Below are 21,886 nucleotides of genomic sequence, written 5' to 3'. Positions count from 1 at the left end.
ACCTCGGACATCGCACGGAAGGCGAGCCGGCAGTGGCCACAAGGGGGTTGTCGGTGCCAGGCACTAACGTGCCCCGGGACACCCGACGATCTTCGTACACCCGAGGAGCCGCGATGCCCGGCGAGGCAACCGAGTCGCCCGCGAAGGACCTGCGCTCACTGATACCGGAGTACGCGAGTCTCGCCCGGGAAACCGTCCTCCTCAACCCGGAGCCGGGCGACCCCGGTCCACGGGAGAGCTCGCTCGGTGGCGAGTTGCTCTGGCCCGCGGACGAGCCGTGGCCGTACTGCGCGCAGGAGGACCACTGGACGTTCGGAACCGACTGGCGCAACCGCACCGAGATCGTCCCGGGCGCGGTGCCGATGGTGCCGGTCCTCCAGCTCTTCGCAAGGGACGTGCCGGGCCTGGAGTTCCCGGAGGGCAAGGACCTGCTGCAGCTCGTGTGGTGCGCGCTGATCCACGAGCAGGACCCCGGGCCGGTGATGCCGAGGCTGTACTGGCGCAACGAGGCGGAGGTCGTGAGGGGAGGGCTGCTGTCGGAGATCCCCGAGGCGGGCGAGGGCGAGTACGACGAGGACCACATGCCGGCACCGTCCACGCTGTCCCCGGCCGTCGCGCAGGACTACCCGAGGTGGCTCGATCTGCCCGGGGACGTCCGGGAGACCTGGGAACCCCGTCTCCGGCTGCCGTCGGGCGGCTCGAAATGGCCACCGGACTCCAACATCATCGGCACGAAGGTCGGCGGCTGGCCCGCCTGGACCCAGCCCGCCGACTGGCCGAACTGCGAGGGCGGCCACCGCATGGAGCACCTCCTGACCATCACCGGCGACATCCAGCTCGGCGACTGCGGCGGCGTCTACTTCTTCCACTGCCGCCGGTGCCCGGGCCAACCGTGGGATTGGCGCTTCGACTGCCACTGAGCGGCGAGGCTCGAGCCGCCGCGGCTGTACGTAGGGTCTGCCCCACCTCGTGTTCGGGGGCCCGCCGGAGTGCCTGGGGCCGACCGTCCGTGATCCGCTGTTCGCACGTGACACACATCGGTCGTGCGAGAGGGGACGGTCGGTTGAAGACCCGGATCGGGTACGCCGCATGGATCGTGGGCGTGGTGCAGTTCTTCGTGATCCACCTGGTCGTCGAGTCGGCCTGGGCGAGACCGTACAGCTGGGCCCGCAACAACATCAGCGACCTGGGCAACGCTCGCTGCGCCATGCAGCCGGATCCCGAACCGCGCTACATCTGCTCCCCCGAGCACGGTCTGATGAACGCCTCGTTCATCGCCCTGGGCGTACTGCTCGTCGTCGGCGTCGTCCTCACCGGTGCCGCATGGCGCAAGGGCGTCACCGCGATCGCGGCCCGGTTCCTGCTGGCCTGCGCCGGCGTGGGATTCACGCTGGCCGGGCTGGCACCTGCGGACGTCCACGAGAACCAGCACATCCTGGGCGCCCTGCTCATCATGGCGCTGGGCAACACGGGTCTTCTGCTGGCGGGAGCCGGCCTGGCACGCGAGGTGCCGAGTCCACCGCGATGGACGGCAGTCCTGCTGGGCGCGGCGGCGGTCACGGCCTTCGGCCTCTATCTCTCCCACCACTATCTCGGACTCGGCATGGGCGGCATGGAGCGAGTAGCGGCATTCCCCCTCCTCGCCTGGACCCTGGCGGCCGGCACCCTGGCCCTGACCCGCCGAACCCCCGACGACACCGAGCCCCACCCACCCGCACCGGCAACAAGCCCTGCGGAGCGCGAGGACGCAGCCTCACGCCCCCGACAGGATTCGAGCCAGTGGCCAAGCACTTGAGGATGCGCGACTCGTTGGGCACGGGCCTTTCGTCCTCGGCCTGTCCGGGGGCGGCTCGGAGACTCTTCCATGACCTGACCGACCGTCGGGCTTCGTCGATGGCCTAGAGATGACCTGCCGGCGCCGGCCGCGCACCTGGCGACCCGCGCCCGGCGTGTCGGTGGGCGGCTGCCGGCCGAAACGGCGACTGAAAGTCGCGGGCGACCGGGCTGCCGGACGCCGGCCGATCTTCCCGCGGCCGCGATCTTCGACACGTTTTCGCCACGGCCGCCCGCGAAACCCGGTGACAGCCACGTAGCCCCGGAGCCCGCCCTTGATCACCAGGGGCCCGACCGGGGCTTCGTCGTGTCGGCCGGCGCCCGTCCTGAGCAGCGAAAAGCCCTCCCGAGGGGAGGGCTGAGGGAGAGCGCCCCCGGCAGGACTCGAACCTGCGGCCAAGCGCTTAGAAGGCGCCTGCTCTATCCACTGAGCTACGGGGGCCTGGTGGCGGGACAAGGATAAAGCTCCTTGTTCCCTGACCCTGTCGCTTCGCCTCCGTGGCTCGATGTGGAGGTTCGGTGAAGCGGTCCTGATAATCGCAGGCAGGTACGAATCGTGCACCGCTTTTGGCCTCCGACGCACCGGGTGTTGTGCACTCGTTATGCCTGGACTGTGCCCTCGTACCAGTCGTCCCTTACGTCCGTTGTGTTCCATCGGCGCGCTGAGATGTCCATATGCTTCAGAATTCCCCTAAAATTGGGCATTCTTCACATGTGGTGACCTTGGACGTTCGGCCTCAGCTGCTCGACACACTCTCCGCTCTGCGCGACCGTGTCGCCGCCGCACGCTTTCCGCTCCCCCTGGCCGGGGCCCCACGCGCGCGTGCGAACCGTGACGAGCTGCTCGCGCAGCTCGACGACTACCTGGTGCCCCGACTAAGGGACCCCGGCGCCCCTCTGCTGGCAGTCGTCGGAGGGTCGACCGGGGCCGGCAAGTCGACCCTCGTGAACTCCGTCGTGGGGCGCCGGGTCAGTCAGGCGGGCGTGCTCCGGCCGACGACCCGGACACCGGTCCTGGTCTGCCATCCGGAGGATCATCACTGGTTCAGCTCGATGCGCGTGCTGCCCGACCTCACGCGCGTGTGGGGACACGAGCCGGACGCGGGAGACGACCTCCTGCTCCCCGGCGAGGCTCCCGCGCGCGTGCTGCGCGTCGAGACCGCCGAGAGCCTTCCGCGCGGACTCGCCCTGCTCGACGCCCCCGACATCGACTCGCTGCTCTCCGACAACCGGGTCCTGGCCGCCGAGCTGATCTGCGCCGCCGACATCTGGATCATGGTCACCACGGCCGCCCGCTACGCCGACGCCGTGCCCTGGCATCTGCTGCGCACGGCCAAGGAGTACGACGTCACCCTGGTGACCGTCCTCGACCGTGTGCCGCACCAGGTGGTCTCCGAGGTCTCCCGGCAGTACGGCGCCCTGCTCACCAAGGCCGGGCTCGGCGACGTACCGCGCTTCACCGTGCCCGAGCTGCCCGAGTCGGCCTGGGGCGCCGGTCTGCTGCCCAGCACCGCGGTGGCCGCCCTGCGGACCTGGCTCGTGCACCACGCGCAGGACGCCGCGGCCCGCGAACACGTCATGGCCCGTACGGCGCACGGCCTGCTCGACTCGCTCAAGTCGCGTATGCCCGAGCTGGCCGCCGGTGTCGCCGCCCAGTACGCCGCCGCCCTCCGGCTCACCTCCGCCGTGGAGAGCGCCTACGACGGCGAGCACGCGCGTGTGCGGGGCCGGCTGCAGTCCGGGGCCGTACTCGCCGGGGACGCCCTCAAGCGCTGGCGTGCCTTCCCCCTGGACTGCACGGCGGGTGAGCTGCTGGACGCCCTCGTGGAGAGCCTCGGCGCGCTGCTGCTGTGTGCCGTCACGGCCGCCGACGAGCGCGTCGACGAGGCGTGGCGGCGCGAGCCCGGCGCCGCCGCCCCGGTCCTCGCCGACCGGCACCCCTCACCGGAGAAGGCCGAGCACCGCATCGGGCTCGCGGCCCGTCGCTGGCGACGTGAGCTGGAGGAGTACGCCGAGGACGAGGTGCGCGACATCGAGCGCAACACCGCCCCCGACTCCGAGAGCGTCGCCGCGCTGGTCGCCACCGCGCTGCTGGGCGGAAGCCGGGCGCGTACCGCGGGCGAGCGGCTGGCCGAGCGGATCGGTGCCCATGGGGCGCTGCGGCTGCGCGACCGGGCCGAGCGGCTGCTCAACGACACCGTCGACCGCGTCGTGCACGCCGAACGCGAGCGGCGCCTGGCTCCGCTCGACGCCCTGGACCTCCGTGCCGAGCCCCAGGCGGAGCTCATCGCCGCGCTGTCCGTACTGCAGAAGGAGAGGTGAACGGTGACAGCCGTCACTGACCATGATCACACGGACCACAGGGACCACAGGGACCACACCGATCACATGACTCACATGGACCGCATGACGCACGTGGGCCCCTCCGACCACGCCGGTCCCCCTGCTGCCGGCACGGACGGCCGAGCGGGGGGAGAGGGCGACACGGCCGCCGGCCTGACGCCGGCCGGCGGCGGCTCCGCGCACGCGACCTCCGGCCCGGTGCGCGGCGCGGACGCCGGTGACGACACCGGAACCGGTCCCGGGGCCGGGGAACGGCGGGACGAGCGGGGCCCGGAGACGGCCGGCCGGCCGCACGCGCGCGTGCCCGCGAAGCGCTCCGACCGCGGGGAGGGCGAGCCCGCCCCTGAAAGCGGCGAAGAGGCCACCAATCCCGCGGGACACCGGGAGACCGACGCGCACGCGCGTACGGCGGAGGCGCGGATGGACCGGTGGGACGCCGGCGAGCCGCACGCGCGCGCGAACGCCACCGGCAACGGGGCCGGCACAGAAACCGACGGCGGCTCGCACGGCCTCACTGAGGACGAGGCGAAGGCCGCTCCCGACATGGACGCCGACGCGGCCGACGCCTGGGACGACGGACTCATCGCCCGCAGGGTGACGGAGGGCGGCGAGCGCGTCTCCGTCCTCGACAAGCCCGTGCGCGCCCCGGGCACCCACACCCCAGCGCCCCTGGCGTACGACGGCCCCCTGCGCTCCCGGCTCGACGCGCTGCGCGAACTCGTCGGCCTGTCCCGCGCCCGCCTCGACACCCGCACCCTCGCCGAGGCGGGCCGGGTCCTGGACGAGGCGGCCGCCCGTCGCAAGCTCTCCGGCGGACACACGGTCGTCGCCATCGCGGGCGCCACCGGCAGCGGAAAGTCGCAGCTGTTCAACTCCCTGGCCGGGGTGGCCATCTCCGAGACGGGGGTGCGGCGCCCCACCACCGCGGCGCCCATCGCGTGCAGTTGGAGCGACGGCGCCGCGGGCCTCATCGACCGGCTCGGCATCCCGGGCCGGCTGCGCCGGCGCCCCCTGCAGAGCGCGGAGGCCGAGGGACAACTGCGCGGACTGGTCCTGGTCGACCTGCCCGACCACGACTCCGCGGCCGTGGAGCACCGCGAGCAGGTCGACCGGATCCTGAAACTGGTCGACGCGGTCATCTGGGTGGTCGACCCCGAGAAGTACGGCGACGCCATGCTCCACGAGCGCTATCTGCGGCCCATGGCCGGCCACGCGGAGGTCATGTTCGTCGTCCTCAACCAGGTGGACCGGCTGCCCGGTGAGGCCGCCGACCAGGTACTGGACGATCTGCGCAGGCTGCTCGACGAGGACGGTGTCGCACTCGGCGAGTTCGGGGAACCGGGTGCCACCGTGCTCGCGCTGTCCGCCCTCACCGGCGACGGTGTCGGCGAACTTCGGGAAGCGCTCGGTCACTTCGTGATGGAGCGCGGCGCGGCGGCCCGCCGGGTCGCGGCCGATCTGGACGCGGCCGCCGCCCAGTTGCGGCCCGTCTACGCCACCGGCCGGCGCGTCGGCCTCAGCGAGGAGGCGCGCGAGGAGTTCGCCGCCCGGCTGGCCGACGCGGTGGGGGCCACCGCGGCCGGCGAGGCCGCCGAACGCGCCTGGCTGCGGAACGCCAACCGGGCCTGCGGTACGCCCTGGCTGCGGCTGTGGCGCTGGTACCAGAGCCGCGGCGGGCCCAGTACGGGCCGGATGGCGGTACGCCACCCGGCCGACGAGGAGGCCACGGCCCGCCAGCGCGTCGAACAGGCGGTCCGCACGGTGGCCGACCGGGCCTCGGCCGGCCTGCCCACGCCCTGGGCGCAGGCGGTGCGGGAGGCCGCCGTGCGCGGCTCGCACGGACTGCCGGAGGCACTGGACGATCTGGCGACCCGGGCCGGACTGCCGCCGGGACGGCCGCCCCGGCCGGGCTGGTGGCCGGTGGCCGTGCTGGTCCAGGCGGCCATGACCCTGCTCCAGGTCGTGGGCGGGCTGTGGCTCGTGGGGCAGATCGCCGGAGTCATGGCACCCAACCTGGGCGTCCCGGTGCTGCTGATGGTGTGCGGGATCGTCGGCGGGCCGTTCGTCGAGTGGGGCTGCCGGATGGCGGCCCGGGGACCCGCCCGCCGGTACGGCCAGGACGCGGAACGAAGACTGCGGGAGGCGTCCGCCAGCTGTGGCCGGGCCCGGGTGCTCGACCCGGTGGCGGCGGAACTGCTGCGGTACCGCGAGGTGCGGGAGCAGTACGGCCGGGTGGTGCAGACGGGAGTAGGGGTGGGCTGAGGCCTGGACGGTGCGGGGGAGTCCGTGGGCCCACCTCCTGACCCCGGCCTCTCCCTCACCCGTTCGGGTGGCGGGGTTTTCCACAGCTCGGGGGTGGTCCACAGCGCTCAGCGGGCCCGGCCCGGCGGAGGCAGTCTGTTCCCGCGGCGATCGTGCCGCGGGGCAGACGCCGCCGTACGGGACGGGCCCGTACGCATGTCCGCCCGGCCGTGAGCGGCCGGGCCCAGGGAGGGGTTCGCGATGAACGAGACCGTGGTGTGCGTGGTGGGCAACGTGGCGACGCCGCCGCTGTACCGGGAGACGGCGGCCGGGCCTTCGGCCCGGTTCCGGCTGGCGGTGACCGCGCGCTACTGGGACCGGGAGAAGAGTGCCTGGACGGACGGGCACACCAACTTCTTCACCGTGTGGGCCAACCGCCAGTTGGCGGTCAACGTGGCGGCCTCGGTGGAGGTGGGGCAGCCCGTCGTCGTCCAGGGCAGGCTGAAGGTGCGCACCCAACCGCGGGACGGGCAGCAGGGCCGCACATCGGCCGACATCGACGCGGTGGCCGTCGGCCACGACCTTGCGCGGGGGACCGCGCTGTTCCGCCGCGCGGCCCGGCAGGAGACGCCCGCGGCGCCCCGTCCGGAGCCGAACTGGGAGACACCGGCCACCGGGACCGTGGACGAGCGATCCGCTCAACCAGCTCTGGTCACAACATCGGTGACGTGACGTCAGCGGCGACGGCGTCGCCGCTGAGGCCCTGAAGCGACTGTCGCGCCTTGTCGACGGGCCGCCACCGAGCGTGCCGAACAGGCCGGTGAGGGCGATGTATTTGTCGACAAGCCCGGCCCGCGTGCCGTGCCGGCGATAACGATTCCGGATCGGATCGCCCCATGTGACGATCCGACCGGCAAGCGCGGTCCCTGTGATCCATAGGATGCCGGGCATGCCCCTCGGGGCAGCCGATTCTGCTGGTGGGACCGTCCCCCACATCCAACGGGTCCTGCTCGAAGGGGAATTCTGTGCTTGCTGCGTTCACTGGGTTCACTCGGTTCCGCGTGGCCCGCCTCGCGGCCGTGACGCTCGCGTCCGGCCTCGCGGCGACCACCGTGCTGTTCGGCGCGGGTGCGTCCGCGGCCGACGAGACACCGCAGACCCAGGGCGGCGCGACGGCGACGATAGGCGGCCTGAAGACGTACGGCCAGGCCGTGATCCACGAGGACGGCGGCGACCAGCAGGTGTCCGCGGGCCTGTTCGAGATGTCCGTGGACGGCGGCGGCACCCTGCAGACGTACTGCGTCGACATCCACAACCCCACCCAGCGCGACGCCCATTACCAGGAGACCCCCTGGAGCGGGACCTCGCTGGGCGCCAACAAGGACGCCGGCAGGATCCGCTGGATCCTGCAGAACTCCTACCCCCAGGTGAACGACCTCGCCACGCTCGCCAAGCAGGCGGGCGTGAGCGCCCTGAGCGAGCAGGACGCGGCCGCCGGCACACAGGTGGCCATCTGGCGGTACTCGGACGGGGCGAAGGTCGACGCCGTGGACCCGCAGGCCGAGAAGCTCGCGGACTACCTGGAGAAGAGCGCCCGCGGCAGCACCGAGCCGCAGGCCTCGCTGACCCTGGATCCGCCCTCCGTCTCCGGGCGCCCGGGTGACCTGCTCGGACCGGTCACGGTGCACACCAACGCGCGCAGCGTGACGGTCGGCGCGCCGGCGGGCGTGGGCGCCGGCGGGGTTCGGATCATCGACAGGACCGGCGAGGTGATCACCTCGGCCAAGAACGGCAGCCAGCTGTTCTTCGACGTTCCCGAGGGGGCGGCGGACGGTTCCGCCCAGCTGACCGTCCAGGCCTCGACCACCGTCCCGGTGGGACGCGCCTTCGCGTCCGAGAGCCGCAGCCAGACCCAGATACTGGCCGGCTCCAGCGAGTCCACGGTCTCCGCGACCGCGGGCGCCACCTGGGCGGACAAGGGTGCCATGGCGGTGTCGGCCCGGAAGAACTGCGCCAAGAGCGGCGTCGACATCACCGCGGCCAACAAGGGAGACCAGCCCTTCACCTTCGAGCTGATGGGCTCCGAGCACACCATCCCGGCCGGGACCACCCGCACCGTGACGGTCCCGCTCCAGGAGGACCAGTCCTACGACTTCACGATCACCGGCCCGAACGGCTTCAGCCACCGGTTCACCGGGGTCCTCGACTGCAAGACCCAGGGCACGGTCACCACCGAGTCCACCCAGACCCTCAGCGAGCCCAGCCCCGCGACGGTCGGCGGCAACAGCACGGCTCCCGACACCGACCTCGCCGCCACGGGCAGTTCCGCGATCACCCCGATGATCGCCGGGGTGGCCATCGGACTCGTCGTGATCGGTGGCGCGGTGCTGGTGATTCTGCGCAGGAAGGAAGCGGCGGCGGGCGAGTGAGCTCCGGCCGCGCCGTTTCCTCCTGACCCCGCCTGTCGGGCGCGCCGCTTGACGCCGCCCGACGGGCAGGGTGACGCCGCTCTGCGCGCCGCCTGACGCCGCCGGTCAGCCGACGCGCGGTGCGCCCTGACCCGCCCCGCTCTCCCCGGGCTGCGCCACGCACATGGCCCAGATGGCGACGCCGGAGAAGGCGATCATCAGGGTGGACCAGAGCGGGGAGTAGGGCAGGGACAGGAAGTTGGCGAGGATGATCAGTCCGGCGATGGCGATGCCGGAGATCCGCGCCCACTTCGCCGTCTGGAACAGTCCCAGGCTGATCACCACGGCGACGGCGCCCAGGATCAGGGTGACCCAGCCCCAGCCGGTCAGGTCGAACTGGAAGACATAGCCGCGCGTCGTGATGAACACGTCGTCCGCGGCGATCCCCATGATGCCGCGGAAGATGTCGATCACTCCGGCGATCATCAGCATGACGGCGGCGAAGAGCATCAAGCCGCTGGCCCAATGCTGCTTGCGGGCCTGTGTGGTGTGTGTCGTGGTCATTTCTGGGCCTCGATCGGTTGCGTCCGGCGATTGCGTCCGGCGATCAGTGAGGGCGCTTCCCTTCGTCCTTCCCCCGGCCTCGGACGACGTTTCCGAATCCACAGTGCGCCTGCGTTCGACCGGCGACATCACTCGGCCCGGGTGATTTCGCTCCGCCCGTCAGGCTCGGCGCGCGCAGCCACAGGGGGGTGCCTACGCTTGTTGCGCAACCGCCGTGCACTCAGGGGGGTCCGCATCCAGCGGATGGCGGCCGAACTCCTGGGGCGTCACCGCATGAACGACGGCAGGAAGACATCCCACCCGTCACCGCGCGCCCTCCTCCGGCGTGCGGACCAGATGTGGCAGGGCGCGTTCCGCAGGTTCGAGGAGAGCGGGCCGGGCCGGCTGTGGGTCCGGCTCTCGGCGGTCGACTTCTTCGGGCACTCGTTCCAGCTGGCCGCGCTCGCGCTCCTGTGCTTCTTCCCGTTCCTGATCATCCTCACGGCGGCGGCGGGGCAGGACACGGCCGCGGTCGTCGCCGGCTGGCTGGGGCTGAACGAGCAGGCGGCCCAGGCGGTGGCCACTCTGTTCGCGCCCACCACGACCTCCTACACCCTGACCGGGACGAGCGCCGTACTGCTCCTGCTCGGCGTCCTGGCCGTGGCGGGCACCCTCCAGAGCTGGTACCGGATGCTGTTCGACATCCCGGAGGACGCGAAGTGGAAGACCACGGCCCGGCTCACCTGGCTGGCCGGACTGTTCGCCTACGCCGCCGCGCAGGCCGCCTTCGGCAGGATCCTGCACGGCTGGCTCCTGACCGGCCTGACCGGCTTCCTCTGGGCGGTCGCCTTCTGGTGGGCCAGCATGTACGCGCTGCTCGCCGGGAGGGTGCCCTGGCGGGCCCTCCTCCCTCCCGCCCTGGTCACCAGCGTGTGCTGGACCGGCCTGGGCGTCTTCTCCACCCACTACTTCTCCGCGGCGATCGTGGCGAACGAGCAGAAGTACGGCCCCATCGGCGTCGTGATGGTCATCCTGTCCTGGCTGGTGGCGGTCGGCGTGGTGATCCACCTGGGCGCGATCGTCGGCCGAGCCCTCCAGTGACCCCCGGGCCACCGAGCCGCGGGCAGAGCCAGGACGGCCCGGCTCTGCCCGGCGCCTTGGGAACGACCAGGTCACCGGCGTGCGGACACCCGGTCGGCCGGCTCGCCGGCGAAGACCGTCACCCGGCAGCCACGACCTCGCCGGCCGTGACCAGAGGGGCATTGGGGAGCAGTGCGGCGAGGTTGTCGCGCACGAAGTCCGCCGCCCGCTTGACCGACTCGTCGGCCCCGGCCCGGTCCTCGTAGACGCTGGTGGAGAGCATCACTCCGCCCCCGGCGTCGACCCAGTAGTAGGCCACGAAGCCGGGGACCTGGCGGAGGAGGGGGATGAATCCCTCGTCCACCCGGCGTCCCGCCTCCGCGGGATCCGTCACCCCTTCGTACCGCCGGACCACTGCGTACATAGCTGATCTCCTCCTGGCTCCCGGGGACGCTCTGCCCGAAGCGACATACCCGCCGGCACGGGCCTCCCGCTCACGGCACGCCCGGAAGGCACCCGGACAGACGCACGGATCATCCGAACCGCGCATCACGGGTGCCCGCGGTCGGCCGAGGGCGGTCGAGGGTGACGAGGGGGCGCCGTCGACAGCGCGGAAAGCCCAGGTCAGGGCTGCCGGGTCATACGGGTTTCCGCCTGGGGGTGGCGGTACGGCAAGATAGTTACTTGCCGCGAGAGGGCATGAAAAGGCCCCTCACCAGCAGGTTTCCCACCGATGAGGGGCCGTCTCAGGCAGCCTGGGCCGTCTCTGGGCCGTCATGAGCGTGACCGGCGGCCCGGTACATCGCGGAGATGGCTTTCCGGGTCCGCGTCTCGCTGGACGGCATGAGGTGTGTGTAGACCCGAAGCGTGAACCCCGGATTGCTGTGCCCCAGGTACAGGCTCAGGGCCTTGATGTTCTCCCCGGCGTCCAGGAGCACCGAGGCGTAGAAGTGCCTCAGGGCGTGCATTCCGTGCTCGCGGGCCGCCGCGTAGCGCTGCCCTTTCTCGGGGGCCGGGATGATGCCGGCGGATGCCAGCGCGGGCTTCCACGCCTGATCGTTGAAGCCCTGGCTCCAGATGGCAGCACCGACACCGCTCGTGAAGACGAGCCGGTGTGTGACCTTGGGGCCAGTCGGGGTCAGCCAGGGCAAGGTCACGTCGACCGGCGGCACGGGTACGGCCCCGAAGGTCGAGCACCAGGACCAGGACGCCGAGCACGGCCGGGGCCTGGGCATGGTCAGCGTCATCGCTCACCGGGTCGTCGTGCACGACAGCGACCAGGGCCACACGCTCACCGCGGAGCTATACGCGGACGCACTGCGGGTAGGTCATCCGTGCTGAGTCATGAAACCCGCCGCGGCTTCTGGTGCGAGTGCTGGACAGAAGACCTCACCGAGCAGCGGGGGCCGGCACTCCTGGCATCCTTCGACGCCTACTCGGCACCACAGGCCGACCAATGGGTGGCGGTCGCACTCCGCACGATCTCACCAGCCTTGGACCCGGACGCTTCCGACGAGGCGTGGGAGTGGCTGCACGACGGCCGCGCCGAGACCAGACGAGCCCTACTGCGGTCGGAGCCCTGCACGGTGTCAGTCATACACGCTGGCACCCACGTCACTTGGACCATCCGACCGGTGACCTACCTACCGCTAGCCCATCGAACAGAGCTCCCGCCCTGCGCCTATGAGTTCAGCCCCAGAACCAGGGTGTCCGCTATCAACTGAGACTGAAGGCCCGGCCTCGTACCTGAAGCCGGGCCTCAGGCATGCTCGGACACATGAGCGCCTACAGCAGCGACCTGGATCTGACGGTCACCGACGCCACCGACAACGGCGTCGAAGTGGACGTGGCAACGAACCTGCTGAACGGCACCGTGCGGCTGTCCGTGCTGTGGACCCAGGAGATCTACCTGCACCCCGACGGTGCCGAATAGGTAGCCCAGTCACTGCTACGAGCTGCCGAACACGGCCGCCGCATCGCGGAAGCCCGAGACTCGGGAACTGACCAAACCACCAGCCATAGGGACTGAGTTACAACTTTCTCTACTGGTTCAAGGCGGCTCGCTCCGCTCCCCGAGCGCAGGCCCGGCCCCCGGCCGGGCCTGCGCTCCTGTCTCCGCCCCGCTCCAGCCCGGCCGGCACCCGTCCCGCGCTTTACAGCGATCAGTCGCTTGAAGTCAGGGCGGGAACACATCCTGGCTGTGGCGGTCGGCTCCACAGCTCAAGACAGCCACTGGGCGTGAGCCTCGAAGACCTTCCGCGTTGGGTAGATCGCTGAACCCCACACTCGGCTTCGGCGGAAGACATATGCGAGGGCGCGTGCGGGCCACAAAGGGCACGGACCCTTTGTGTATCTGCCTTTAAACGGCGCCTCCCTTAGCGCCTGGCGCTCTCACGAAGACTTGGTGACGATGTTAGCCGAGTAGAAAACTGTAAAGGGCGGGCAGTACACCTTCGACCAGCCGCTGGTAACCCAAGCAACCGCCTCGACGTCGACTTTGCCGCCGCCGTCAACGCGGCTGCAGAGGGCGCCGGCCTTGTAGTGACCACCGTTGCTGTGGGAGCACTTCGCCATCGCTCCATTGTCGTAGTTGGTCTGGTAGGTGCAGCCGGTCGGCCAGCCGGTTGCCGCACTAGGCGCTGCCGAGGCTGCTCCCTGGAAGCCGAAGGAGAGGGCGGCTACGACGCCACCCGTGAGGAGAAGCGACCATTTCTTCATTTTGGTGTACCTTTCGCTGCGACTGAATTCAGAGGTGTGTCGTGCGCGGGAGACTGACGCGTCGCCCTCAGGTCACCTTGGTTTCGACGCCAGCACTCGAAGCTCTGGTCGAGCCGGCGCAGTAGGCCTTGGACCACCCACCCGTCCGCCAATCGCCTTCAAACACCTTAATGACCCCAGTGTCCGGGTCCTTGCACAGCGCGAAAGCACGGTAGTGGCCGCCGTTACTGCTGCTACATTCGGCGACTGTGCCCCATGGGCCGGCAACTTGGTAGTGACATCCCGAAGGACGCCCAGTTGCCGCAGCAGAGGCATTAGGTGTCACCACACCCAACACTCCAAGGGTCATGACAGCACCCGCAAATGCTGCTCTCACCTTTTGACTCACGGTTTCCCCCTTCAAGGGTGATTGGTCGAGCGAGAGTCTTCCATGCGTACCTAGGTAACATCAGGGCACCGGGAAAAATTTGAGGAAGTTCTGAGCCTACAAAAAAGTTCGACGTTGAATAAAATGCACCTGCGACTGCTCGGGTGGCACGCAACAAGCCATTTTAAGTCTGCCGTCTGCACATTGCAGGAATCTCCTGGCCGAATTGTGGCTCGCTAAGCCAAGCGCCTGACCGGCGTTTCCGCTGGCCACTAGACCATTTCTGGCCAATTCAGAAGTCACCTAAAGGTGGAGGTCCAATCCGGACTACTTCGGGGACGAAGTGACCGTCCATCGTGATCGCGTTCGGATGAAGAGGTCATCCTCAAAGGTCTCACCGCTACGCTTCCGCCGGCGCCGATTGCCCCGGTCGACGGCACGGCAGCGTGGCTGAGGCCGGTGGGGGTCCAGCGAGGCATACGCGTGCGTGGTCGGGCGGCGCACCCGCCATCGTGGCTGACTGTCGTTGGCTGAGGCCCAGACGAAACCCGTATCCAACCCTCAGCAGGGGACACCACGCGGCAAGGGCTGGGCGTCCTGGGCGCCGTGACGAACTGTCTCTGGGCCGTCCAAGGCCGCTCGGCAGTGGCCGATGATGGCCAACGACGACCACCAGGAGCACGAGCCCATCGCTTTCCCGTTTCATACCCGTCACCCTCACCGGGATCCTGCTGTACAGCAGCCGGGTACAGCAACCACAGCAATCGGCCCCACCCCGTAGCGCCCCCTTGAGGCCAGAACGCAACCTGTATGACCGTCTCCGACCCATCTCTCTAGAGCTACGGATCAGAAGGGCACACGGCTGGCGGCGTCACGGTCGCCAGCCGCTGTCACGCTGGATGGGTCGTAGTAACGGTCGCCCAGGGGCCGAGCCTGCCTCTTATGAGCACTGTCATACTCCCCGCGTGACCCGCGACCAGGAGCTTGCCGAGCCGATCGATCCCGCGGAAGTACTGGCCGCGACGCACTGGGGTGCCTTGCAGCATGCTTATGGGCTGGCTGACGACGTCCCCGAGATGCTGATCGGGCTCACGGGCCTGGATGAGGGCGTACGGTCTCGGGCGCTGGACGACTTGCATCACGTGGTTCACCACCAGAACACCCTGTATACCGCTACGGCCCCGGCCGCCCTGTATGTGGCGGGGATTCTCAGCGATGAGCGCTCACTCCGGTCCGTCCAGAAGGACTCTCGCAGCTTTCCCGGGCCGATGCGTGCCGAGCTGCTGGGATGGCTTGACTCCGTGGCGAATGAGGCAGACGACGAAGCAGCAGCGATCAGTCGCCGTTTCGGCTTCCCTCCGGAGGACTACCCGCCGTTCGTCGAGATCTGCCGCATTCGACCCCAGCTCTTCCGTGCCACGTCCGCGTTTCTCGACGACCCTGACATCCACGTGCGCGAGGCAGCCGTCTCCACTTGCATCCCGTTGCTGGACGACCCGCGCCTGCTCCACCACCGAGTCGCCTTGGCGCCTCTCTTGCGGGACGTGCTGGCCGCAAGTGCGCTCTGGCAGTATCGCGAGCGGTCGATCGAGGCCCTGACGACCTGGGGTGAGGAGACCGCCGGGACGGAGGTCCGACACGAGCGGTACTCGTTCTGCGACTCGGAGCTCAAGCCCTCACCGTGGACCGACGAGCCGTGGAACGGTTACGACACCGATCCCCCTTTCTGATGGGCCTTCCCAGCCACGCCGCCGACAGAGGACCGTCTCAGTTTCCGTCTCATTCAGCGACGGACACCACCGTTCAGGTCCGTCCGGCCCGCGGCTCGTGATGAGCGCCCGGACGGTCATGAACGCAGGTGAATGCCCTGGCACGGCCCCTGGTGGGCCACCAACAGACTTGGAAAGCGTGCGTCTGCCTACTAGGTAGGGGGTGCACGGTCGGCTCTGGCAGGTCATCCGCTGGCCATCGACGAAGCCCGACCGTCGGTTAGGTCCCGGACGATTCTCCGGGCCGCCCCCAGACAGACCGGGGATGCAACCATTCACTTCAGAGCTGGAACCCCCGGAAGCCGACCGCGCGCTTGAGACCATAGACGCCAGCACTGACAACCGACTCGCCAGCGATCGACCGTCGAGCGGTGAGTGTCTAACTGCGTGACAACGCCGACGAACAGCGGCGGACGAGCGCGGACGTCAGCGGACCATCAGCGCAGGTGAGAGCCGCACCAGCCCAAGGCGGCACCGGCCTCCAAGTTGCTTCGGGACGAAGCAGTTACGGCCCCAAGCCCTGGTCGCAGTGCTTCCACCGTCTGGGTTTGCTCGCGTAGGCCAACAGCGCCGCTAACGTCAGTGGTGACTGCCTTGGCGCGCGCCTGATCGGTCGGCGCACCGAGGGTGGCCAACGGTTGCTTCCGTACCCGCAAGTGAGCACCCCTGGAGAGCTCAGCCAACTCCTCGGCAGGCCAGGTTCTCTCGTGAGAGAGTGCTCGGGCTGGATGCGCGGAGAAGTCGCAGTGACAAGAGATTGCACAGGTCAGACGCTCCCATCGACATCACTGCAGGTGCCCTCTATGTGAGCCAGAGTAGCCAATCTCAGCGAGAGTATTGACTGTCGTCGGTAATTGAGTACTCTCGTGGCTACAAGAACCGCCTGACTAGGGGGGTAAGAGTGGTTACCGAGGACCCCAAGGGAACGCCTCGTTCCCTGCGGATCAGCTTTGAGTTCCAGATCCCGCGAGGGTTGCGGTCCAATGTCCGCGACGCGAGTGTCCAGCGAGCATTGGACACGATCGCGGATCGCGTGATCGGCCTCGCGGAAACGCTAGTTCCTTGGGCCGCCCAGGTGGTCGTGAGGAAGCAGTGGGTCTACAACTGGACCGACTACGACGAGACCATCGCGCTTCCCGAGACCGACAAGAACTGCCTGCCGTAGAGCTCTGCGCTGAACCGCCGACCCAACGGACGGCCTCTGACATCCACAGCTGACATCAACAGTGCCGGACCGGGGGTGCACCAGCATCCCTGTCCGGTGGTCACGTCAGTCGCCGACGGCAGTCGGAGCAGTTTCGGATCGAACTCCTAAAGCGGGTGTCCCCTGCTTGAATCCTGGCCCCGCGCATACAGCTACGCCGTCACTTTTTACTGAATCCGGTTGCCTGCGCTGCCTTGATCTGCTCTCGGAAGACGGCGTACATCGTGGGGCCTTTGACTTGGCCCGCCGGCCTGCCGAGTCCGTAGTACCGGTCGATGAACCAGGTAAGCCGCTCTACGTCGTTGCCCTCGGCTGTCACGTTGTCCAGGTGGTCGAGCCATCCAAGGACGGTCTCATGCGCTGTCAGATACAAGTCCCTCAAACTCAAGTCTCGGCCTCCGCCACCGGAGCGAAGCGACCCGTCGCCGGACCAATTGCCCTTCATCATCACGCCGAGGTACCAGTTCACCGGATTGCGGCTTTGCTTCCTGCTGTTGCAGTCGTGGCAGGCTGGTACCAGGTTTGAGATGTCGTCTGCCCCGCCGTCAGCAAACGGTATGAGGTGGTCCATCGTCTGAGCTTCCTGACTGTCGCAGTACGCGCACCTCCCCTCATTGGCGCTGAGTACCGCTAGCCACTGCCAGACCATGAAGCGACGGCGTCGTCTCCCCACCCTCAGTCCTTCCAGACTCCGTCCGGTCTCTTGCAGACCAGGACGAATAGCGTCCCCTCATGATCGCGCAGGGAAGGTCGAGTCGGCTGCGCGGACTCGGAGGTCTAGAGACCTGCCAGGCCACCGGAGGCAGGCGCCGCCCCAGTGCTCGATCCGGGCCGTCTCTGGACCGTCCGAAGCCACCACCAGAGGCCGACGATCATCGATGACGACCTCTAGGCCGCTTCCTTCGGATTATCTCGCCGACCCTCACCATCACCGCCGTTTGATCCAACTCCCGGACGGAGAGCCCTCCCTGGTCGTACCGTCACCACACAGGCCAGCGCCACCCCGAACGGGAGGAAAAGGAGACCGTGACCAAACCACGCCTGTCCCTCGAAGAACACGAGGACCTCGGCCGCACTCTCGCGGCCATCCACACCGAACTCGTCCACCGCGTCACTCAGCTTGCCACCGCCTACCCGAGGAGCGGTGTGGAGGGCGAGCCCTACCACAAGCTCAGGGCCGCCGAACAAGCACTCAACCAGGCTCGGGCGAGCCTCGATCACGCTCTCTTCCGGGACCATCCGCGCACCGGGGAAACGACGATCTACTACCCGCATCCCGAGGACCGGGGCGTGACGCTGCCGACCGGTGGGCGACACCTGTAGGACGTCGAAGGTCACGACCAGTCGGGGCCCGTCCGAAGCGAGCCCCGGCCGTAACCACCAGTCTTCCCAGGCTCAGCTAGAAGAGTGGAGACGGCGCAGACCAGGTCATTCCACCGGTTTGAAGTTCGTCTTGCCGGGCCCCAGCCTTAATGCAGCGCGGCCTGCTGACATCCATCGCTGACGTTAACGTCGGCGAATGGCCCCGGAGCCCAGCGAGCGGGCGTGAGCTGGACAGCGCAGGCGGAAGTGGATCAGAGCATCCGCGAATCGAACTCCGAAAGCGGTGATCAACGCGACTGCTGTACAGCAGCGAAGTACAGCAACCACCGTAACCACAGCCGACCGTCGGGAACCGTCCATGACCGGCTGACCAGCCCACCCGACCTCCATAGCCACCCACCCGAGAGTTCGGGACGAAGGGGTCATCGCCCAAGGTGCCACTTATCCGCTTCGCCGTAGCGCCGCTCCGGCCGGCGGGGCACAGCTAGGTTGCCGAGCGCGCCGAAGCTGGGCCGTCTCTGGGCCGTCCGACGCCGCTCGACAGTGGCCAACGACGACCAATGACGACCACCAGGCGCACGTGCCCACCGCTTCTGAGCAGCGAAAACGCAGGTCGCCAAGATCCCCGGCAAGACCCAGGGCAAGAAGACATCTCAGGTTGCGTCGCCTGGCGGATCCGGCAGGTTGTGCCACGCGTGACAGCATCCGCCGGCACAGTACAGCGTTCGCCTGCGGGCGTCGGCGATGCTGAAGAGGGCGACCAGCAGGCGGAATGACTTGGTGAGTTCGTAGGCCGGAAGTGCTTCCATTCCAAAACGCCACTTCGTGAGCATCACTGCCGGCGTGTGAGTAGGGCGGATACCGGAACGCGCGATGCTCTCTGGCACGTCCTCTTCGCGGGCGCGTGCCTGCCCGCAGAACAGCACCAGGGCGTGCAGAACCTTGCGTTGGTCACCCTCTGAGAGACTCTCGAACCACTCGACGCCCTCGTCCACAGGTCTGAGGTCCTGTGCGAGCTCGTTCAGGATCACTTCGTGTGCGTACAGCAAAGACTTCCACCCCCATGGTTCAGACCGACGGTACGCGCACGGCCACCCGTAGGCGGCATGGTTCCCCGCGCCCTGATGACACAGCCGGTTGACGCAGGCAGCAGGCTCCCCAGTCGAACCCGCGCAGCGCCCTCAGGGTGGTCCGCATCCCGAGTGAGTGTCTAACTGCGTGACCACGCAGACGAACAGCAGCGGATAACCGCGGACGCCTGTGGACCGTTGCACCAGGTGAGAGCCAGATCAGCCCAAGGCCACACCCCCGCCGTAGTTGCTTCGGGGCGAAGAAGCCCCGAGCTAAAGGCCATCGCGCTCGATGAGCGAGCCGTCAGGGCTCATGGTGAAGAAGCGCGGCGGGCCCATGGCTTCCATGGCCCTCTGCAGCGCCGCTTGCTGCTCCGCGGGATCAGGGCCGTGCGGGTCCCGGACCCGGAATCCGTGCAGGTGGATGTCGTCCGCGTCAATGTCGTCCGGTTCGGGGTGGCCCTCCAGGACGAAGCCGCAGAGTGCTCGCAGTGCGTCTTCGCCAAGATCCAAGGGGTGGAACGGCAGTGGGTACGGCTCTTCGTCCTCGTCCGGCCAGGGGATGACGTCGGCCGGGCGTTCCCCGGACCAGTAGGGCAGCTCGAAGGGGAGTGGTTCGCCGATGTTCTCGATGATGCCGCTGTCGGGGGACAGGCTCAGGGAGCGGACGAGCCGGCCGTCCTCCCATACGGCGAACGCGAGCCAGTCCACGACGCTGTGCATGGCGTGCAGCACGAGCCGTCGGCCGGCGCTTGCCGCCACGAGGTGCTCCGGGAGTTCCGAGGGAACGTCGATCATCACCCTCTGGTCACCGATGAACTCCAGGCCGGGCCAGCCGGCCGCGTAAGCCGTCCCCTCCGGCGGGTAAACGCCGCTGCTGAGCTTCGAGCCCTCGCTCTCCTCGATTTCCCAGCCTGGGTAGAGCCGCCGCATCATGTTGGCGGTCTGTTCCAGATCCGCTGTGCCCACTTCGCGCAGCAGCCCCGGCACGTCGCCGTCGGCGTACACCAGAAATCCCGTCTTGGCTCCCAAAGCCCCTCCCCAGGGTGTTGCCCTCGCTGGCGGATGCACGGTAGCCGCCCACACCGACAACGAAGCCGACTCGGTCCGCGCGGGTCGGGCTGGGCCGTCCCTGGGTCGTGCGAGGGCGCCCAAGGCCGACCAAGGGTGACCAACAGTGACAGGCGAAGCGCAGCCCGCAGCCGCGAAACCCCAGGTCAGAGCCGCCCAGCCAGACGCGTTTCCGCCTAGGGGTGGCGGTACGGCAAGATGGGGTGTATCTGCCCACTGCCAGATTTCAAGCTGCCGGACGGTTTCTCTTGGCTGAGTTCATTTACACCATGCGCAAGGCGCGCAAAGCGCACGGCGACAAGGTGATCCTCGACGACGTCACCCTGAGCTTCCTGCCGGGAGCGAAGATCGGTGTCGTCGGCCCGAACGGTGCCGGTAAGTCGACCGTGCTCAAGATCATGGCCGGTCTCGAGCAGCCGTCCAACGGCGACGCGTTCCTGACGCCGGGCTACAGCGTGGGCATCCTGCTGCAGGAGCCGCCGCTGAACGAGGAGAAGACGGTCCTGGAGAACGTCCAGGACGGTGTCTCCGAGATCAAGGGCAAGCTCGACCGGTTCAACGAGATCGCCGAGCTGATGGCGACCGACTACTCCGACGCGCTGCTCGACGAGATGGGCAAGCTGCAGGAGGAGCTGGACCACGCCAACGCCTGGGACCTCGACGCCCAGCTGGAGCAGGCCATGGACGCCCTGGGCTGCCCGCCCGGCGACTGGCCCGTCACCAACCTCTCCGGTGGTGAGAAGCGCCGCGTCGCGCTCTGCAAGCTGCTGCTGGAGCAGCCCGACCTGCTGCTCCTCGACGAGCCCACCAACCACCTCGACGCCGAGTCCGTGAACTGGCTGGAGCAGCACCTGGCCAAGTACCCGGGCACCGTCGTGGCCGTCACCCACGACCGGTACTTCCTGGACAACGTGGCCGGCTGGATCTGCGAGGTCGACCGCGGACGCCTGCACGGCTACGAGGGCAACTACTCCAAGTACCTGGAGACCAAGGCCACCCGTCTGAAGGTCGAGGGCCAGAAGGACGCCAAGCGGCAGAAGCGGCTCAAGGAAGAGCTGGAGTGGGTGCGGTCGAACGCCAAGGGGCGTCAGGCCAAGTCCAAGGCCCGTCTCGCCCGGTACGAGGAGATGGCCGCCGAGGCCGACAAGATGCGGAAGCTGGACTTCGAGGAGATCCAGATCCCGCCGGGCCCGCGCCTGGGCAACGTCGTCGTCGAGGTCGACAAGCTCAACAAGGCCTTCGGTGAGAAGGTCCTCGTCGACGGCCTCAGCTTCACGCTGCCGCGCAACGGCATCGTGGGCGTCATCGGCCCGAACGGCGCCGGCAAGACCACGCTGTTCAAGATGATCCAGGGTCTGGAGACCCCGGACTCCGGCGACATCAAGGTCGGCGAGACCGTCAAGATCTCCTACGTCGACCAGAGCCGCGCGAACCTCGACCCGAAGAAGACGCTGTGGGAGGTCGTCTCCGACGGTCTCGACTACATCAACGTCGGACAGGTCGAGATGCCGTCCCGCGCGTACGTGTCGGCCTTCGGGTTCAAGGGACCGGACCAGCAGAAGCCGGCCGGTGTGCTCTCCGGTGGTGAGCGCAACCGCCTCAACCTGGCCCTGACCCTGAAGCAGGGCGGCAACCTGCTGCTCCTCGACGAGCCCACCAACGACCTCGACGTCGAGACCCTCGGCAGCCTGGAGAACGCGCTGCTGGAGTTCCCCGGCTGCGCCGTCGTCGTCTCCCACGACCGGTGGTTCCTGGACCGGGTCGCCACGCACATCCTCGCCTACGAGGGTGAGTCGAAGTGGTTCTGGTTCGAGGGCAACTTCGAGTCGTACGAGAAGAACAAGATCGAGCGGCTGGGCGCGGACGCCGCGCGTCCGCACCGTGCCACCTACAAGAAGCTGACCCGGGGCTGATCG

The 21,886-nt window shown here is 68.7% G+C and carries 19 protein-coding genes, 1 tRNA gene and 2 pseudogenes; 14 read left to right on the top strand and 8 right to left on the bottom strand.

Going from position 1 to position 21,886, the window contains the following annotated elements; genetic code table 11:
• Positions 1 to 113: 113 nt before the first annotated feature.
• Positions 114 to 920 (top strand): DUF1963 domain-containing protein, encoded by an 807-nt coding sequence (locus ACWCPN_RS02630; RefSeq protein ID WP_451201959.1) that lies wholly within the window; start codon positions 114 to 116, stop codon positions 918 to 920.
• A gap of 143 nt (positions 921 to 1,063) precedes the next feature.
• On the top strand, positions 1,064 to 1,795 hold the full coding sequence (locus tag ACWCPN_RS02625; protein ID WP_451201958.1) for a DUF998 domain-containing protein: 732 nt from the start codon (positions 1,064 to 1,066) through the stop codon (positions 1,793 to 1,795).
• A 407-nt stretch (positions 1,796 to 2,202) separates the two neighbouring features.
• Here the strand turns inward: ACWCPN_RS02625 and ACWCPN_RS02620 are convergent.
• Positions 2,203 to 2,275: transfer RNA gene (locus ACWCPN_RS02620), tRNA-Arg, on the bottom strand.
• Between the two features lie 272 nt (positions 2,276 to 2,547).
• On the opposite strand from ACWCPN_RS02620, the gene ACWCPN_RS02615 reads away from it, so the two are divergent.
• The 4 genes from ACWCPN_RS02615 to ACWCPN_RS02600 all read left to right on the top strand — a co-directional run bounded on the left by ACWCPN_RS02615 (position 2,548) and on the right by ACWCPN_RS02600 (position 8,846).
• Entirely contained in the window at positions 2,548 to 4,155 is a 1,608-nt protein-coding gene (locus tag ACWCPN_RS02615) for a dynamin family protein (RefSeq protein WP_365129675.1), read from the top strand.
• A 66-nt stretch (positions 4,156 to 4,221) separates the two neighbouring features.
• Positions 4,222 to 6,438, top strand: a complete 2,217-nt coding sequence (locus ACWCPN_RS02610; protein WP_451201957.1) for a GTPase — start codon at positions 4,222 to 4,224, stop codon at positions 6,436 to 6,438.
• 240 nt (positions 6,439 to 6,678) lie between these two features.
• Positions 6,679 to 7,149 (top strand): single-stranded DNA-binding protein, encoded by a 471-nt coding sequence (locus ACWCPN_RS02605; protein WP_451201955.1) that lies wholly within the window; start codon positions 6,679 to 6,681, stop codon positions 7,147 to 7,149.
• Positions 7,150 to 7,442: 293 nt separating this feature from the next.
• A complete protein-coding gene (locus tag ACWCPN_RS02600; RefSeq protein WP_451201954.1) occupies positions 7,443 to 8,846 on the top strand; it encodes a Cys-Gln thioester bond-forming surface protein in 1,404 nt (467 codons plus the stop codon).
• 105 nt (positions 8,847 to 8,951) lie between these two features.
• On the opposite strand, the gene ACWCPN_RS02595 is transcribed toward ACWCPN_RS02600, so the two are convergent.
• On the bottom strand, positions 8,952 to 9,389 hold the full coding sequence (locus tag ACWCPN_RS02595) for a DUF7144 family membrane protein (RefSeq protein WP_451201952.1): 438 nt from the start codon (positions 9,387 to 9,389) through the stop codon (positions 8,952 to 8,954).
• A gap of 273 nt (positions 9,390 to 9,662) precedes the next feature.
• Here ACWCPN_RS02595 and ACWCPN_RS02590 point away from each other — a divergent pair, with 273 nt between their 5' ends.
• The gene (locus ACWCPN_RS02590) at positions 9,663 to 10,469 is read left to right on the top strand and encodes a YhjD/YihY/BrkB family envelope integrity protein (protein WP_451201951.1); all 807 of its coding nucleotides are present in this window, start codon (positions 9,663 to 9,665) and stop codon (positions 10,467 to 10,469) included.
• Positions 10,470 to 10,587: 118 nt separating this feature from the next.
• Here ACWCPN_RS02590 and ACWCPN_RS02585 read toward each other — a convergent pair whose 3' ends face one another.
• Both ACWCPN_RS02585 and ACWCPN_RS02580 read right to left on the bottom strand, forming a co-directional pair.
• A complete protein-coding gene (locus ACWCPN_RS02585) occupies positions 10,588 to 10,872 on the bottom strand; it encodes a hypothetical protein (protein WP_199210586.1) in 285 nt (94 codons plus the stop codon).
• A 322-nt stretch (positions 10,873 to 11,194) separates the two neighbouring features.
• Positions 11,195 to 11,617, bottom strand: a pseudogene (locus ACWCPN_RS02580) (tyrosine-type recombinase/integrase); the annotation flags it as partial.
• Between ACWCPN_RS02580 and ACWCPN_RS02575 the strand changes: the two are divergent.
• From ACWCPN_RS02575 to ACWCPN_RS02565, 3 genes and pseudogenes are all read left to right on the top strand, one after another.
• Positions 11,601 to 11,789: pseudogene (locus ACWCPN_RS02575) on the top strand (ATP-binding protein); the annotation flags it as partial. The pseudogenes ACWCPN_RS02580 and ACWCPN_RS02575 sit on opposite strands and share 17 nt — an antisense overlap.
• Positions 11,783 to 12,172 carry a hypothetical protein gene (locus ACWCPN_RS02570; protein ID WP_451201950.1) on the top strand — a complete coding sequence of 130 codons (390 nt, stop codon included), beginning with the start codon at positions 11,783 to 11,785 and terminating at the stop codon, positions 12,170 to 12,172. The pseudogene ACWCPN_RS02575 and the gene ACWCPN_RS02570, both read left to right, overlap by 7 nt.
• A gap of 53 nt (positions 12,173 to 12,225) precedes the next feature.
• A complete protein-coding gene (locus tag ACWCPN_RS02565; RefSeq protein WP_451201949.1) occupies positions 12,226 to 12,381 on the top strand; it encodes a hypothetical protein in 156 nt (51 codons plus the stop codon).
• A 458-nt stretch (positions 12,382 to 12,839) separates the two neighbouring features.
• Here ACWCPN_RS02565 and ACWCPN_RS02560 read toward each other — a convergent pair whose 3' ends face one another.
• Positions 12,840 to 13,166 carry a hypothetical protein gene (locus ACWCPN_RS02560; protein WP_451201948.1) on the bottom strand — a complete coding sequence of 109 codons (327 nt, stop codon included), beginning with the start codon at positions 13,164 to 13,166 and terminating at the stop codon, positions 12,840 to 12,842.
• A gap of 1,332 nt (positions 13,167 to 14,498) precedes the next feature.
• Here ACWCPN_RS02560 and ACWCPN_RS02555 point away from each other — a divergent pair.
• Both ACWCPN_RS02555 and ACWCPN_RS02550 read left to right on the top strand, forming a co-directional pair.
• Positions 14,499 to 15,263 (top strand): hypothetical protein, encoded by a 765-nt coding sequence (locus ACWCPN_RS02555; RefSeq protein ID WP_451201947.1) that lies wholly within the window; start codon positions 14,499 to 14,501, stop codon positions 15,261 to 15,263.
• 940 nt (positions 15,264 to 16,203) lie between these two features.
• Entirely contained in the window at positions 16,204 to 16,467 is a 264-nt protein-coding gene (locus ACWCPN_RS02550) for a hypothetical protein (RefSeq protein WP_451201946.1), read from the top strand.
• A 199-nt stretch (positions 16,468 to 16,666) separates the two neighbouring features.
• Here the strand turns inward: ACWCPN_RS02550 and ACWCPN_RS02545 are convergent, their stop codons facing one another.
• On the bottom strand, positions 16,667 to 17,155 hold the full coding sequence (locus ACWCPN_RS02545; protein WP_451201945.1) for an HNH endonuclease: 489 nt from the start codon (positions 17,153 to 17,155) through the stop codon (positions 16,667 to 16,669).
• Between the two features lie 377 nt (positions 17,156 to 17,532).
• Between ACWCPN_RS02545 and ACWCPN_RS02540 the strand changes: the two genes are divergently transcribed.
• Positions 17,533 to 17,829 carry a hypothetical protein gene (locus ACWCPN_RS02540; protein WP_451201943.1) on the top strand — a complete coding sequence of 99 codons (297 nt, stop codon included), beginning with the start codon at positions 17,533 to 17,535 and terminating at the stop codon, positions 17,827 to 17,829.
• A gap of 653 nt (positions 17,830 to 18,482) precedes the next feature.
• Here the strand turns inward: ACWCPN_RS02540 and ACWCPN_RS02535 are convergent.
• The gene (locus tag ACWCPN_RS02535; protein ID WP_451201941.1) at positions 18,483 to 18,860 is read right to left on the bottom strand and encodes a DUF5958 family protein; all 378 of its coding nucleotides are present in this window, start codon (positions 18,858 to 18,860) and stop codon (positions 18,483 to 18,485) included.
• Between the two features lie 312 nt (positions 18,861 to 19,172).
• A complete protein-coding gene (locus tag ACWCPN_RS02530) occupies positions 19,173 to 19,931 on the bottom strand; it encodes a DUF6928 family protein (RefSeq protein ID WP_451201939.1) in 759 nt (252 codons plus the stop codon).
• A 287-nt stretch (positions 19,932 to 20,218) separates the two neighbouring features.
• On the opposite strand from ACWCPN_RS02530, the gene ettA reads away from it, so the two are divergent.
• A complete protein-coding gene (ettA, locus tag ACWCPN_RS02525; protein ID WP_199210585.1) occupies positions 20,219 to 21,883 on the top strand; it encodes an energy-dependent translational throttle protein EttA in 1,665 nt (554 codons plus the stop codon).
• Positions 21,884 to 21,886 lie beyond the last annotated feature (3 nt).

The organism is Streptomyces sp. NPDC002386, from assembly GCF_053593175.1.
The sequence above is the reverse complement of the archived record's forward strand: the minus strand, read 5'-3'. Positions and strand labels throughout refer to the sequence as shown.